The organism is Providencia rustigianii DSM 4541 (assembly GCF_000156395.1).
In the GTDB taxonomy this organism is placed as follows: domain Bacteria; phylum Pseudomonadota; class Gammaproteobacteria; order Enterobacterales; family Enterobacteriaceae; genus Providencia; species Providencia rustigianii.
On the sequence record NZ_GG703819.1, the window covers coordinates 700454 to 714375 of the forward strand.

General features: G+C 41.9%; 10 protein-coding genes and 1 pseudogene. 8 read left to right on the top strand and 3 right to left on the bottom strand.

Annotation, left to right across the window (positions count from 1 at the left end; translation table 11 throughout):
• Window positions 1–29: 29 nt before the first annotated feature.
• The 3 genes from hda to upp all read right to left on the bottom strand — a co-directional run bounded on the left by hda (window position 30) and on the right by upp (window position 2863).
• On the bottom strand, window positions 30–752 hold the full coding sequence (gene hda, locus PROVRUST_RS13155) for a DnaA inactivator Hda (RefSeq protein WP_039855247.1): 723 nt from the start codon (window positions 750–752) through the stop codon (window positions 30–32).
• Between the two features lie 106 nt (window positions 753–858).
• On the bottom strand, window positions 859–2157 hold the full coding sequence (gene uraA / locus PROVRUST_RS13160) for a uracil permease (protein ID WP_039855249.1): 1299 nt from the start codon (window positions 2155–2157) through the stop codon (window positions 859–861).
• 79 nt (window positions 2158–2236) lie between these two features.
• On the bottom strand, window positions 2237–2863 hold the full coding sequence (upp, locus tag PROVRUST_RS13165) for a uracil phosphoribosyltransferase (RefSeq protein WP_006815347.1): 627 nt from the start codon (window positions 2861–2863) through the stop codon (window positions 2237–2239).
• Between the two features lie 314 nt (window positions 2864–3177).
• Between upp and purM the strand changes: the two genes are divergently transcribed.
• The 8 genes and pseudogenes from purM to PROVRUST_RS13205 form a co-directional block, all read left to right on the top strand.
• Window positions 3178–4218 carry a phosphoribosylformylglycinamidine cyclo-ligase gene (gene purM / locus PROVRUST_RS13170; protein ID WP_039855252.1) on the top strand — a complete coding sequence of 347 codons (1041 nt, stop codon included), beginning with the start codon at window positions 3178–3180 and terminating at the stop codon, window positions 4216–4218.
• Window positions 4218–4856: a phosphoribosylglycinamide formyltransferase gene (gene purN, locus PROVRUST_RS13175; protein WP_006815349.1), complete on the top strand. Its 639-nt coding sequence runs from the start codon at window positions 4218–4220 to the stop codon at window positions 4854–4856. Before purM ends, purN begins: the two co-directional genes overlap by 1 nt.
• A 272-nt stretch (window positions 4857–5128) precedes the next feature.
• Window positions 5129–5674 carry a spermidine N1-acetyltransferase gene (gene speG, locus PROVRUST_RS13180; RefSeq protein WP_006815350.1) on the top strand — a complete coding sequence of 182 codons (546 nt, stop codon included), beginning with the start codon at window positions 5129–5131 and terminating at the stop codon, window positions 5672–5674.
• Between the two features lie 89 nt (window positions 5675–5763).
• On the top strand, window positions 5764–7833 hold the full coding sequence (gene ppk1 / locus PROVRUST_RS13185; RefSeq protein WP_006815351.1) for a polyphosphate kinase 1: 2070 nt from the start codon (window positions 5764–5766) through the stop codon (window positions 7831–7833).
• A 4-nt stretch (window positions 7834–7837) separates the two neighbouring features.
• Window positions 7838–9370, top strand: a complete 1533-nt coding sequence (gene ppx, locus PROVRUST_RS13190; protein WP_006815352.1) for an exopolyphosphatase — start codon at window positions 7838–7840, stop codon at window positions 9368–9370.
• A gap of 347 nt (window positions 9371–9717) precedes the next feature.
• A pseudogene (gene mgtE, locus PROVRUST_RS13195) lies at window positions 9718–10998 on the top strand (magnesium transporter); the annotation flags it as partial.
• 591 nt (window positions 10999–11589) lie between these two features.
• On the top strand, window positions 11590–12945 hold the full coding sequence (locus PROVRUST_RS13200; RefSeq protein WP_006815354.1) for an MFS transporter: 1356 nt from the start codon (window positions 11590–11592) through the stop codon (window positions 12943–12945).
• Window positions 12946–13211: 266 nt separating this feature from the next.
• The coding region (locus PROVRUST_RS13205) for an efflux RND transporter periplasmic adaptor subunit (protein WP_006815355.1) at window positions 13212–13922 on the top strand (711 nt) is incomplete at its 3' end.

A 13922-nucleotide genomic window follows, 5' to 3' on the forward strand; every position in this document is an offset into this window, starting at 1 on the left:
TATCTGGCAGTCGATTGGCTGCCAAACTTTTATAACTTTAGGATATCTTTTACGAAGGGAATGGTCATCTTACGCTGCGCAACAATAGAAGCATGATCAAGCTTATTCAAAATATCAAATAGCGTCCCCATTTTTCTATCTAGCCGTTTTAAAACAAAACGACAGACATCTTCAGGTAATTCAAACCCACGAATACTAGCACGCAACTGTAATGCATGGATTTTATCTTCATCACTCAGCGGATGAAGTTTATAAATTTGCCCCCAATCTAAACGAGAGGCTAAATCAGGAAGTTTTAAATCAATTTGACGAGGAGGTCTATCCCCTGTAATCAGCAAACAGGTTCGCCCAATCTCTAATATGCGGTTATATAAATTGAAAATGGCCATTTCCCACTCTTCATCACCTGCAATGCACTGGATATTGTCAATGCAGACAAGGGATAAGTGTTCCATACCCTCTAAAACTTCAGGTACGAAATAGGCCCGTTTATCGAGAGGAACATAACCGACGGCAATACCTTGCTCTGAAAGTTCAGCACAAGCCGCATGTAGTAAATGGCTTTTACCGCCTCCTTCTCGAGACCAGTAATAAATATAACTGCCATGAGGTTGGTTAATCGCTGTTTTAAGCGCTGACAGCAACCCTTCATTCTCCCCCGCATAGAAACTTGCAAAGGTTTCATCATCCGGAAGATAGAGTGGTAGTGATAGCTGAGATGGTGTGTTCAGAAGCGCCTCTGATTGTACAATTCAATTAACGCCGATAAGTTTATCATAAATACCAAGGATAGATGAACACTCAGAACGTTAATTGCCGGAGCTTTAGCCACTCCGGCAATTTATTTTGTATTACCGCTTATTTATTTTTCTTTTCTTCCACAACATCCACTTCTGAAGTAATGAACTGTTTTTCTGGGCGTACGAAGGTAATAAAACGGAATAATAATGCCATCAAGATACCCACGATAGTCGCCAGTGCCATACCTTTCAGTTCAGCTTGACCAATATGGATCACTGCACCACTAACGCCGATGATTAGAATCACCGAAGTTAAAATCAGGTTTTGCGGTTTGTTATAATCCACTTTAGAGTCGATCAATACACGAATACCCGATGCACCAATAACCCCATACAGTAACAAGGAGACACCGCCCATGACTGGAACGGGTACTAACTGAATAGCCGCCGCAAGTTTACCGATACAGGACAGTAAGATAGCAATTATCGCCGCACCGCCAATAACCCAAGTGCTATAGACCTTAGTGATCGCCATGACCCCGATGTTTTCACCGTAAGTGGTATTTGGTGTTGAACCAAAGAAACCCGATAATACAGTAGAAATCCCATTAGCAAACATCGAACGGTGTAAACCTGGGTTTTTCATCAAATCACGTTCTACAATATTCGCAGTGACGACTAAATGTCCGACGTGTTCAGCAATAACCACTAATGCCGCAGGTAAAATAGTCAGGATAGCAAACCATTCAAAACGTGGCGTATAGAACGTTGGAATCGCAAACCAAGGTGCTTCAATCACCGGAGTGAAATCGACAATCCCCATAAAATACGACAGTGCATAACCAGAAAGGAAACCAATTAAAATTGGGATAATCGACAGGAAACCACGGAATACCACTGCACATAAAATCGTCACAGACAACGTGGTAAGTGAGATGATTAATGTCGATGAGTCAACGGGTGCGCCTTCTTTTGGTAATAATCCTGCCATTCCCGCTGCCGTTTGAGCCAATTCCAGTCCAATAACTGCAACAATTGCCCCCATTGCCGCAGGAGGGAACATGACGTTGATCCAACCGCGACCGGCCACTTTGACAATGAGTGCCACAAGACAAAACAGCGCCCCACAGATAATAAACCCACCAAGAGCGAGCTCATAACCTAAAGGTAATAAAATTAAAACTGGTGAAATAAAGGCAAAACTAGAGCCCAAATACGCTGGGATTTTTCCTTTACAAATAAACAGGTATAACAGTGTACCAATCCCGTTAAACAGTAAGATAGTTGCAGGGTTAACCCCGAATAAAATAGGTACAATTACCGTCGCCCCAAACATGGCGAACAAATGTTGAAAGCTTAATGGGATGGTTTGTAATAAAGGTGGTCTTTCTTCAACACTTATCGTGCGGCGTGTCATCTCTCTTTATCCTCTTATCATGGTAGTGAGTATTATTTTTTTATCAAAAAAAAGCCGACTATCAAGTCGGCTTAATTATTTATTTAGTACCAAATATCTTATCGCCCGCGTCTCCGAGACCCGGAACGATGTAACCATCTTTATTTAAATATTGATCAATCGAAGCGGTATACAGTTCAACATCAGGGTGAGCAGCTTCTAATGCAGCAATACCTTCCGGAGCAGCAACAAGAACTAATATTTTAATTGAATTACAGCCGGATTTTTTCAATAGGTCGATAGTTGCAATCATCGAACCACCTGTTGCTAACATTGGGTCAACAACCAGAGCCATACGCTCATCGATGTTTGAAACTAATTTTTGGAAATATGGGACAGGTTGCAATGTTTCTTCATCACGGTAAACACCCACTACGCTGATACGTGCACTTGGAACACTTTCCAGAACGCCGTTCATCATGCCAATACCAGCACGTAAAATTGGGACTACCGTAATTTTCTTACCTTTAATTTGTTCAATTTCTACCGGACCACACCAACCATCAATGGTAACTTTTTCAGTTTCTAGGTCTGCGGTTGCTTCATAAGTTAGTAGGCTACCAACCTCTGAGGCCAGTTCACGAAAACGCTTAGTGCTTATATCGTGATCTCGCATCAGGCCGAGTTTATGTTTAACGAGAGGGTGTTTTACCTCAACGATCTTCATGGGTTTCTCCTACCTTTTTAAACGTCACCGGACAAAAAAATCGCCGGATTATACCTCTTTTTTTATTATATGCCACTAGGAACCTATTGATTTAGGTCAAAGTATAATCAAACAAACTTTCTTTGTTCGAATAGTATACACCAAATATTTTTTGTTATAGGTTCTCCATAAATTAGTGGGCGATCTATCACTGGATATCCCTTTATTCTGACAAACATTTCACTCAGAAAGCTATCGCAAACGTTTGCGGAGCCTGATAGAATATCTGCAAATGATGTTATTTTTTCCAAAATGCAATTGCCTTGGGGGCCGTAGTGACTGATAAAACCTCTCTCAGCTATAAAGATGCCGGTGTCGATATTGATGCGGGTAACGCATTGGTTGAACGTATCAAAGGTGTGGTGAAAGAAACTCGCCGTCCAGAAGTTATGGGAGGACTGGGGGGATTTGGCGCATTATGTTCCCTTCCGCAGAAATATCGTGAACCTGTTTTAGTTTCAGGCACTGATGGCGTAGGCACTAAATTGCGTCTTGCTATGGATCTGAAACGCCATGACTCCATCGGTATCGACCTCGTCGCTATGTGTGTGAACGACTTAATCGTACAAGGTGCAGAGCCACTATTTTTCCTCGATTATTATGCTACGGGTAAATTAGATGTGGATACCGCAGCTAGCGTCATTACAGGCATAGCCGAAGGTTGTAAACAATCAGGTTGCGCATTAGTTGGCGGCGAAACCGCTGAAATGCCAGGAATGTACCACGGTGAAGATTATGATGTTGCAGGCTTCTGTGTTGGTGTTGTTGAGCGTTCTGAAATCATCGATGGCTCAAAAGTCAGCGCTGGCGATGCATTAATTGCCTTAGGATCAAGTGGCCCACATTCTAACGGCTATTCATTAGTCCGAAAAATTTTGGAAGTGAGCAAAACCAATCCAGAAACTACCCAATTAGCAGGAAAATCTCTCGCTGATCATCTCCTTGAGCCAACCCGAATTTATGTGAAAAATGTACTGGAACTCATCGCCAAAAATGATATCCATGCCATTGCGCATATTACAGGTGGCGGTTTCTGGGAAAATATTCCTCGCGTATTACCGGATAATACCCAAGCAATTATTGATGGTAACAGTTGGCAGTGGCCTGCTGTATTTGAATGGTTACAACAGGCAGGCGATGTCACCACTCACGAAATGTACCGTACATTCAACTGTGGCGTCGGTATCATCATCGCCCTGCCACAAACTGAAGTTGAATCTGCCCTAAATTTACTGACCTCTTTAGGGGAAAATGCGTGGCAAATCGGTACTATTGGCGCATTGCCAGCCGGTGAAGAGCAGGTTGTTATTCGCTAATGAAAAACATCGTGGTATTGATTTCGGGCAGCGGCAGTAATTTACAATCAATGATTGATGCTTGCCAATGTGGTGAAATCAGCGGGCAAATCGTTGCTGTGATTAGCAACAAAAATGATGCTTACGGTTTACAGCGAGCACAAAAGGCGGGTATTCCCGCCATTTGTGTGGACTCCAAACAATTTGCCGATCGCCAAGCCTACGATACTGCATTGTTAGACACCATTGAACGGTACCAACCTGATTTAGTCATTTTGGCTGGATTTATGCGCATTCTCTCCCCCGAATTTGTTAAACATTTCACTGGGAAAATGCTCAATATCCACCCTTCTTTATTACCAAAATATCCGGGGCTACATACTCATCGAAGGGCCTTAGAAAATGGCGATAAAGAACACGGTACATCCGTGCATTTTGTCACGGAAGAACTCGATGGCGGTCCGATTATTTTGCAAGGTCGCATACCGGTTTATTCAACAGATACCGAGGATGATTTGGTCGAACGAGTCAAACTACAAGAGCACATTATTTATCCTCAAGTGGTCGAGTGGTTTATTGCTAATCGACTAGTCATGGGGGATGGTAAAGCCTTTTTAGATGGTAAAGCGATACCAATCACAGGGTTAATTGCCGAATAGCAGCCTAGAAAGTGCAATATTAAGGGTGGAGAAAAAATCTCCGCCCTTTTTATTTACATATGTTTATCAGAAAGAACTCATTGTTCGATATACAGAAGCGATTACGCTGTAATTAAGTGAACTAATATTCACCAATAAGAATAACACCCTGCTTTCTGTCATTATTTTATTGTAAATAAGTGGTATTCTAAATATAAGGATGGTCAATTGACTTAGTGATTGATGTTTTATCCTTAACGAGTTCTAAAATTAACAATAAACTGAGGTGTTTTATGACGACCGGGCAAGCTCATCTGTTCAGATTGCGCCCACTTGAGCGTGAAGATTTAGCATTTATCCATCAAATCGATAATAACGCCAATATCATGCGTTATTGGTTCGAAGAGCCATATGAAGCATTTGTGGAGTTAAGTGATCTTTACGATAAACATATTCATGACCAATCTGAACGACGCTTTATCGTAGAATGCGATAGTGAAAAAGTCGGTTTAGTCGAATTGGTTGAAATTGATTATGTTCACCGTCGTTCCGAATTTCAAATTATTATCGCACCGCGTTATCAAGGTAAAGGTTATGCGAGCCGAGCAGCAAAACTCGCAATGGACTACGCCTTTTCGGTGCTCAATTTATACAAGCTGTATCTGATAGTCGATAAAGAAAATATCAAAGCTATTCATATCTATAATAAGCTCGGTTTCCATACTGAAGGCGAGCTTATTGATGAGTTCTTTGTGAATGGTCGTTATCATACTGCAATCCGTATGTGCATATTTCAGCATCAATATTTTGCAATGAAGCAGCAAGCTACAAATGAGTAATATGCCACAGTCTTACGGCAAGTAAGTGACAGGTGATAATCAGTCTCTACACGCATTAACCTATATTATCAGTCGAATACGGAGCAACAATGTCCCAAGAACGCCTCTATCATGAAAAAGAGCTCAGCTGGCTCTCTTTTAACGAACGAGTTCTTCAAGAAGCCGCTGACAAGCGTAACCCTTTGATTGAACGAATGCGTTTTTTGGGCATTTATTCCAATAACTTAGACGAATTCTATAAAGTCCGTTTTGCCGACGTAAAACGCCGTATTTTAATTAATGAAGAGCGAGGCTCCGCTAGCGGGGCTCGCCATCTACTCAAGCGCATCCAATCCAAAGTCGCAAAACAAGAGCAAGAGTTCGATATTTTATATAACGACTTGCTACTAGAAATGGCACGTAATCAGATTTTTTTAATCAATGAACGTCAAATTTCTCCACGCCAACAGATTTGGTTGCGTCAATATTTTCGACAAAATCTGCGTCAGCACATTACCCCCATTTTAATTAACCGAGATACCAACTTAGTTGAGTTCTTAAAAGACGACTACACCTATCTTGCGGTTGAAATTATTAATGGTGCCAATGTGCAATATGCACTGCTAGAGATCCCATCGGATAAGGTTCCACGTTTTGTTAATCTGCCACCAGAAATGCCAAAACGTCGCAAATCTATGATTTTGATTGATAATATATTACGTTACACCCTTGATGAGATTTTTAAAGGCTTCTTCGATTATGACAAACTCAATGCCTATTCGATGAAGATGACCCGAGATGCGGAATATGACATTGCCACCGAAATGGAGTCCAGCTTGCTGGAAATAATGTCATCCACATTAAAACAGCGCCTCACCGCGGAGCCCGTACGTTTTGTATATCAACGAGATATGCCGGACGAGATGGTCGCCCTTTTACGAGAAAAATTGGGCTTATCCAGTGATGATTCAGTTATTGCAGGTGGACGCTACCATAACTTTAAAGATTTCATTAACTTCCCAAATGAAGGGAATAAAAATCTACTGAATAAACCTTTGCCGCGTTTACGTCACCGCTGGTTTGACAATTTCCGTAACGGCTTTGATGCCATTCGTGAACGTGATGTGTTGCTGTACTACCCTTATTACACTTTTGAACACACTTTAGAATTACTTCGTCAGGCTTCTTTTGACCCTAATGTTCTGTCGATTAAAATTAATATTTATCGTGTGGCTAAAGATTCCCGCATTATTGATTCCGTGATCCACGCCGCTCATAATGGCAAAAAAGTGACCGTCGTGGTGGAGTTACAAGCTCGTTTCGATGAAGCAGCCAATATCCACTGGGCAAAACGCCTGACTGAAGCCGGTGTTCACGTTATCTTCTCTGCACCGGGACTTAAAATTCACGCCAAGCTGTTTATTATTTCCCGCATGGAAGAGGGGCAAATTGTCCGCTATGCCCATATCGGAACTGGTAACTTTAACGAAAAAACAGCGCGCTTATATACCGACTATTCACTACTGACCTGTGACGAACAAATCACTAATGAAGTTCGCCGCGTCTTTAGCTTTATTGAAAACCCATATCGCCCAGTGACCTTTGATAACTTAATGGTATCGCCACAAAATACACGGACCAAAATTACGGAGCTAATCGACCAAGAAATTGCCAATGCCAATGCTGGGCTGCCTAGTGGTATCACACTGAAAATTAACAACTTAGTTGATAGAGAATTAACCGACAAACTGTATGATGCCTCAAATGCGGGTGTGAAAATTCGCTTATTAGTCCGAGGAATGTGCTCATTAGTTGCAGGGCAACAAGGCTATAGCGAAAATATTCACGTGACGAGTGTGGTCGATCGTTTCCTTGAACACGATCGGGTCTACGTATTCACCAATGCCGGGGATGAAAAAGTCTTTATCTCCTCCGCCGATTGGATGACTCGCAATATTGACTATCGCATTGAGGTGGCCGTTCGTTTGGTTGACCCGCGCTTGAAACAACTCGTTTTAGATATCCTCGAACTCCAATTCAGCGATACTGTCAAAGCACGTTTTGTTGATAAAGAACTGAGTAATAATTATGTCCCTCGCGGCAATAAGCGCAAAATACGCGCTCAATTAGCTGTTTATGAATTTTTAAAAGCGCTTGAAATGCCAGAAACTCGAGTTTGATATTATGCCAATAACCTCTTCATCTACCCCAAGACCGCAAGAAATTGCTGCGATTGACTTGGGTTCAAATAGTTTTCACATGGTCATTGCGCGTATCGTCAATGGGGCATTACAAGTACTTACCCGTTTAAAGAAACGGGTGCACCTTGCTGATGGTCTCAGTGATACCAATGAATTAAGCGAAGAAGCCATGGAGCGAGGGTTATCTTGTCTTGCTCTGTTTGCTGAGCGCTTACAGGGTTTTACCCCTGAAAATGTCTGTATTGTGGGCACCCACTCGTTACGGGTTGCGACAAACGTTGAAGAATTTTTACGTCGTGCTAAAGCCATCATCCCCTACCCAATCGAGATTATTTCAGGTCAAGAAGAAGCCCGTTTAATTTTCATGGGTGTCGAACATACCCAGCCAGAAAAAGGTCGCAAACTGGTTATTGATATTGGTGGTGGATCCACCGAATTAGTGATTGGTGAAAAATTTGAGCCATTGCTGATTGAAAGCCGTCGAATGGGGTGTGTCAGTTTTGCACGCAACTATTTTCCTAACGAAATCATTTCACCTGAAAATTTTAATCGCGCTTATCTTGCAGCTTGTTTAAAATTAGAAAGCACGGCTATTCAATTTAAAAAACAGCCGTGGGATGTGGCAATGGGGGCATCAGGAACCATCAAGGCAGCCCATGCCGTGATCGTTGAAATGGGTGATAGAGACGGCCTCATTACGCGAGAACGTTTGGAAGCAATTAAGCAATTAACGCTAAAATATAAGACCTTTAAATCGTTGGATCTTCCAGGATTATCTGCGGAACGCAAGTATGTATTTGCACCGGGGTTAGCAATCCTAATCGCCGTTTTTGATTCCTTAGAAATTAAAGAGCTACGGCTTTCTGATGGCGCCTTACGTGAAGGGGTATTATATGAAATGGAAGGCCGTTTCCGTCATCAAGATATTCGCCAACGTACAGCGTTAAGTCTTGCTGAACACTATAATATCGACCGTGAACAAGCCAAGCGGGTTCTAAAAACCATGGAGGAACTCTATTATCAATGGAGCCAACAGAACCCTAAGCAGGCCAATCCACAATTAGAATCTATTTTAATTTGGGCGGTAATGCTTCACGAAGTGGGATTAAGTATTAATCACAGCGGTATGCACCGTCACTCCGCTTATATCCTGCAAAATACTAATTTACCCGGATTTAGCCAAGAGCAACAGTTACTACTGGCTACCTTGGTACGAAATCATCGTCGCGGGATTAAATACGATGAGATACCTAAGTTTAACTTGTTTAAACGTAAACAATTTATGCCGTTGATTCAAATTTTGCGCTTATCCGTGCTTTTAAATAACCAGCGCCAATCAACGACAACACCAACGTCATTACGAATTGAAACAGACGAAGGTCATTGGACTCTCTTTTTACCTGCTCAATATCTCGCGCAGAATGCATTAATGCTGCTAGACCTTGAGAAAGAGAGTTCCTATTGGGAAGATGTTCCGGGCTGGAAATTAAGCATTTGCGCGGAAAATATGCAGTAGCATGAAACATGATTATTTGCGGTCAGTATCGCTTTGAGCTTCCTATTCGGAATATGAACAGATTTGATATTTCTGAGGGATCAGCGACAATACTGGGAAGAAGTTTCGTCCGCTCGCAGACGAATTAATTAAAAGCGCCATACGCGCCGAATGCTTTAAGGATTAAAATGTCACAAACTGCTTTTTCAACTGATGCGGCAACTACGGTCAATCCGCACTCACAGAAGTTGGCGTATATCCGCCAGCAAATCCTGACGCTTTTTATGGACGACGAGGAATTCGTCCATGCTCTCGTTGAAAATGATCAACACGTCGGTATTGATGACAAAGCATTTCGTGAAAAAATCAATGCTGTAAAAGAGTTATTAGTCGACCTCCACACCGCCGATATCGCGGATATACTTGAGATGCTCCCCTATGATGAACGTCTCGCATTATGGCGACTGATTGACAATAACGAACGCGGTGAAGTACTCGTTGAAGCATCTGTTTCAGTCTGGGATAGCCTGATTAAAGATATGTCTGACAGAGAATTGCTGCGCGCTGTCGCTGGGCTGCACGTTGATGAACAAGCCTACATCGCTGAGCACTTACCTCGCGATACAATGCGCCGATTACTCACCTATTTAGATCCCAGCTTAAGAAGTCGTATCCGCGAAGTCTTACAGTACGCAAAAGATAGCGTCGGTCAAATGATGGACTTTGAGTTCGTGACTGTGCGTTCTAATGTGACCCTGAAAACCGTTCAACGCTATCTACGCCAACGCGGGAAGATCCCTGAGGCGACAGATAAGATCTTTGTGGTTGATAAATACAACAACCTACAAGGTGAATTACCGCTAACCACCATATTAACCCAAGCTCCCGAAAAAATTGTCGCGGATGTTATGAAAACGGACACCGTCACCTTCTTACCTGATGAAAAAGGTGAAGATGCGGCAAGTGCGTTCGAACGTTATGACTTAATTTCTGCCGCAGTCGTCGATAACAATGGTTTATTGATGGGGCGTTTAACCGTTGAAGATATCGTTGATAATATCAGCGAAGAAAATGATAACAGCATCCGTCGTATGGGGGGGTTAAGCCCTGAAGAAGACGTATTTGCTCCTGTTGGACAGGCAGTGAAAACTCGTTGGACTTGGTTGGCACTTAACCTATGTACCGCATTTGTCGCTTCCCGTGTTATCGGTGTGTTTGAAGATACCATTTCCCAATTAGTCGCCTTAGCGACTCTAATGCCAATTGTTGCAGGTATCGGCGGGAATACCGGTAACCAAACCATTACGATGATTGTGCGCGCTCTTGCCCTGCACCAAATCCAAAATGGAAGCTTCTCCTTCCTCTTATTTAGAGAGCTAGGTGTCGCCTTCATTAACGGCGTCGTCTGGGGGGGGATTATGGGGGTTGTTACCTATTTACTCTATGGGGACATCGCCATGGGTGCCGTAATGACTTTAGCCATGATACTGAACTTGCTGATGGCTGCTATTATGGGTGTTTTAATCCCATTATTAATGATCAAACTGGGTAAAGATCCCGCTATCGGCTCTAGCGTTATGATTACAGCAATCACGGATACTGGTGGTTTCTTTATTTTCCTTGGCTTAGCTACCCTATTCTTAGTTTAATTTCTATCATCTGCATACTTAGCACGCTGTTAAGTATGCAGATTTATAAAACCCCGCTATTTATAAATAAACCTCCGAAACATTCCAAAGCAGATAGCGTAAACAGTTCAAATATACGAGTATTATTTATTTAAATAGCCATATTTACTGTTTATTTTAATTTACCCTTAGAAAATGCCCGTACTATTTTTTATTTTTCATCTATTTAATTATCGTCAAAATTAACTATTTCTTTTGAATTCACACCATATTTAGGCCATCTAAATATAGGATCTTCTGCAAAAGCTTTATTATTAACATCATATCATGGCATTCAACCATCAATCAGCGACTAAATCCAACTAAAGATAACTGATAGGAATATTATGCTTGTTTTAAAGGTGACGGTTTACAGAATATGAAACTTTCTGCTATAAATGAGGCAGCATTAAAGATACAGAGTGTTAACAAGGTTTATTCCTCCCATGTTTTATCTCTCATATTCTTTTCAAATTAATATTAACAACTGCATTATTTAAAGTACCTATTATTAATATTAAAAAAACTATCGCGCTAATAATTAAACGCTGTGTATTTTAGAAGGACAGTATTATGACATCGCAAACAACCAGTCAGCCCGCAGCCAGACCATTGGGTAAAGAAGATTATAAAACTTTGGGCTTATCCTCTTTGGGTGGCACGTTAGAGTTTTATGATTTCGTGATTTTCGTCTTTTACGCGAAAATTATTTCCCAGCTATTCTTCCCAGGAAATAATGAATTTCTCGCATTAATGGCAACGCTAGGTTTGTTTGCTGCGGGTTACCTCGCACGCCCTCTAGGCGGAATTATTATGGCGCACTTTGGGGATAAAATTGGTCGTAAAAAGATGTTTACTTTAAGTATCTTTTTAATGGCATTTCCTACCCTGATCATCGGTTTCTTACCAACTTTTGAAACCATTGGTGCAGCAGCGCCACTGTTATTACTGTTGATGCGGATCATGCAAGGTGCGGCTATTGGTGGTGAAATGCCGGGAGCATGGGTATTTATTGCTGAACATACACCAAAACAACGTTATGGCTTAGGAATTGGCACATTAACTTCCGGTATTACTGGTGGAATTTTATTAGGCTCCATCGTCGCTATCTTAATTGAGCGCTCATATACCACTCAAGAAGTTCACGATTTTGCTTGGCGTATTCCGTTTATTTTAGGCGGGATCTTTGGTTTTATTTCTGTTTATCTGCGTCGCTTCTTACAAGAAACACCTATTTTCAAAGAAATGGCAGCCAAGAAAGCTTTAACCAAAGAATTACCGGTGAAGACCGTTATTAAGTCCCATAAACAAGCCTGTATGATCACTGCGGCTCTGACTTGGTCACTGTCTACCGCCATTGTTGTCACGATTTTGATGACGCCCGATGTAGTATTAAAAGGGATTTATGGCATTGACCGTAATATCGCATTACAAGCTAACTGTGCGGCAACATTAACACTGACTTTAGGTTGTATTTTCTGGGGTTGGTTAGGCGATAAAATGGGGACTCGTGCATCCATGACATTGTCATGGGGCGGATTAGCCGTCACTGCACTTTATTTCTACTCAAGTTTGTCAGCGGATATCTCAGCTAACACTCTGACGTTCAATTATGGGTTAATGGGCTTCTTTGTTGGCGCAATTGCAACCACCCCCATAGTCAGTACCCGAGCATTCCCACCAGAAATTCGCTTTTCAGGTCTATCATTCGCCTATAACTTAGCCTATGCCGTATTCGGTGGCTTAACACCAATATTGACGGGTGCTTGGTTACAACAATCCCATATGGGCCCTGCCTACTATGTGGCTGGGGTCTCTTTATTAGCCGTTGCAGTGGCATTTATCCCGCTGTCTTGGAAAGGTTGGACTGGCACATCTGAGCAAGCCTCAAATAATGCTGCCGTTCTGAAAACCAGCACAATTCAATAGTCATAATCAGCAACACACTGCTTATTTAAAACCTGTGGTCCCAAAATCACAGGTTTTTTATACTAAAATTGACAATACCTGACCTAAACCCAAAGATATCTTGCAATTTTTCATATTTCCTCCATTTTCTTTTGTTCCCCTCCAGCTAAACTATTAAGATACGCAACTGATTAATTTTTAATATATACCTAATTATATTCAGTTAATTTTTTGGTTTAATTTCTAACTGATATTTACTCAACTTTGAGTTAAGCGAATTGTCCACAATGATTAAACAAAAACGCCATAAAACATTGACTCGCTCAGCTATTCTTGTCGCTTTAATCGCAGCCGCAGGAGCAACTTGGTATGTCTACCATAAAAATAATCAAAGCGATGCACCAACCGCTAACGCAACAACCAATAGCTCACAACCGAGAAATTCAAATGGACGCCCACCTCGAACTTTAGCGCCTGTTCAATTTGCAACCGCACAGAAAAAAATCGTCCCTCGCTATCTTTCAGGTTTAGGTACGGTACAAGCCGCCAATGTGGTCACGGTAACAAGCCGAGTTGAAGGGCAATTGATGGGGATTTTCTTTACTGAGGGTCAATATGTCAAAGCAGGTGACTTACTGGCACAAATCGACCCTCGCCCATTTGAGGTTCAGCTTGCCCAAGCAGAAGGTCAACTCGCCAAAGATAAAGCAACTCTCGCTAATGCGCGTTTAGATTTAGCTCGTTACCAGAAATTAGCGGGTACAAAAGTCATTTCACAGCAAGAATTAGACAATCAACGAGCAACCGTTCTACAAGCAGAAGGTAGCATTAAAGTCGACCAAGCGACGGTGGATAATGCCAAACTGCAATTAACCTACAGTAAAATTACCGCCCCAATTTCTGGGCGTGTTGGTCTAAAACAGGTGGATGTTGGTAACTTTATCTCTTCGGGCACCTCAACACCAATTGTCGTGATCACCCAAACTCAACCCGCCGAT

Coding starts and splice junctions, on each gene's coding strand:
- ppk1 (WP_006815351.1), top strand. CDS start 5,764: ATGTCCCAAGAACGCCTCTATCATGAAAAAGAGCTCAGCTGGCTCTCT.
- PROVRUST_RS13200 (WP_006815354.1), top strand. CDS start 11,590: ATGACATCGCAAACAACCAGTCAGCCCGCAGCCAGACCATTGGGTAAA.
- upp (WP_006815347.1), bottom strand. CDS start 2,863: ATGAAGATCGTTGAGGTAAAACACCCTCTCGTTAAACATAAACTCGGC.
- speG (WP_006815350.1), top strand. CDS start 5,129: ATGACGACCGGGCAAGCTCATCTGTTCAGATTGCGCCCACTTGAGCGT.
- ppx (WP_006815352.1), top strand. CDS start 7,838: ATGCCAATAACCTCTTCATCTACCCCAAGACCGCAAGAAATTGCTGCG.
- purN (WP_006815349.1), top strand. CDS start 4,218: ATGAAAAACATCGTGGTATTGATTTCGGGCAGCGGCAGTAATTTACAA.
- uraA (WP_039855249.1), bottom strand. CDS start 2,157: ATGACACGCCGCACGATAAGTGTTGAAGAAAGACCACCTTTATTACAA.